The following is a 1,490-nucleotide window of genomic DNA, read 5'->3' on the forward strand; positions in this document are numbered from 1 at the left end:
GTCCTCTCCTATCGCGGGGCGGGCGAGGACACGTCCGCGCCCGCCCCGCAGGCCGCCTCGCCAGCCCAACCGCAGACGCAGGCCGCCGCGCCCGCCGAGGCGCCGCCCGCCGAGACGGAATCCGCGCCCGAGGAGGCGCCGCGCCCGGCCCCCAACGCGGTGACCGGCCAGGCCCAGGTCATCGACACCGCGACCTTGCGCCTCAACGGCAAGCTCGTGCGGCTGTTCGGCGTGGAGTGGGTGCGCGGCGGGCAGGCCGACGAACTCACCCGCTACATCAACAACCGCCCGGTGACCTGCCAGCCGGTGCCGGGCAGCGAGAACCAGCTCTGCCAGATCGAGGGCCGCGACCTCTCGGAGGTGGTGCTGTTCAACGGCGGCGGCCGCGCCTCGCCGGAGGCCACGCCCGAACTCGTCGCCGCCGAGGACCACGCCCGCAGCGAGCGGCTCGGCGTCTGGAAGCGCTGACGGGCCGGCGGTTCCCGCGCGGGCCCGGTCCGGACACCTTGCGCCGGCCGCGCCGCTCCGCCTCAATGCGGGCCGGACGGGCAGGGGGCGGGCATGGATCTCTCGGTGGGCTTGAGCGTGTTCGCCGTCGTCGTGGCGGTGCTCGTCGTGATGACGCTGGCGGCCGGGATCAACATCGTGCCACAGGGCCACGTCTACACGGTCGAGCGGTTCGGCCGCTACGCGCGCAACCTCGAGGCCGGCCTGGGGCTGATCACCCCCTTCGTCGAGCGGATCGGCCGGCGGGTGAACATCATGGAGCAGGTGATCGAGGTTCCGAGCCAGGAGGCCTTCACCCGCGACAATGCCGGCGTCACCATCGACGCGGTGGTGTTCTACCAAGTGCTCGACGCTGCGCGCGCCTCCTACGAGGTCGCCAGCCTCGACACCGCCATGCTGACGCTGACGATGACGAACATCCGCACCGTCGTCGGCTCGATGGACCTCGACCAGCTGCTCTCCCACCGCGACGAGATCAACGAGCGCCTGTTGCGGGTGATGGACGCCGCCGCCGCGCCCTGGGGCGTGAAGATGACCCGCATCGAGATCAAGGACATCGTGCCGCCCGCCGATCTCGCGGGCGCCATGGCCCGCCAGATGAAGGCCGAGCGCGAGAAGCGCGCCTCCGTGCTGGAGGCGGAGGGGCAGCGGCAGGCCGAGATCCTGCGGGCGGAGGGGCGCAAGCAGTCGGCGATCCTCGAGGCCGAAGGCCGGCGCGAGGCCGCCTTCCGCGACGCGGAGGCGCGCGAGCGCTCGGCGGAGGCCGAGGCGCGGGCGACCGCCATGGTCAGCGAGGCGATCGCGAAGGGCGACCTCGCGGCGGCGAACTTCCTGGTGGCCGAGAAGTACGTGGACGCGGTGCGCGCGCTCGCCACGGCGCCGAACCAGCGTGTCGTGGTGGTGCCGATCGAGGCCGCCGCGCTCGCCGGCACGCTCGGGGGCATCGCCGAGATCAGCCGCAGCGTGTTCGGCGAGGCGGGGGC

The 1,490-nt window shown here is 73.5% G+C and carries 1 protein-coding gene and 1 pseudogene; both read left to right on the forward strand.

Annotation, left to right across the window (positions count from 1 at the left end; translation table 11 throughout):
• Window positions 1–468 (forward strand): annotated as a pseudogene (locus AX737_RS30725) (nuclease); the annotation flags it as partial.
• 93 nt (window positions 469–561) lie between these two features.
• Window positions 562–1,490 (forward strand): SPFH domain-containing protein (locus AX737_RS30730; RefSeq protein WP_066927892.1); only part of this gene is annotated, 929 nt, incomplete at its 3' end.

The organism is Methylobacterium sp. CCH5-D2 (assembly GCF_001556475.1).
Taxonomy (GTDB): domain Bacteria; phylum Pseudomonadota; class Alphaproteobacteria; order Rhizobiales; family Beijerinckiaceae; genus Methylobacterium; species Methylobacterium hispanicum.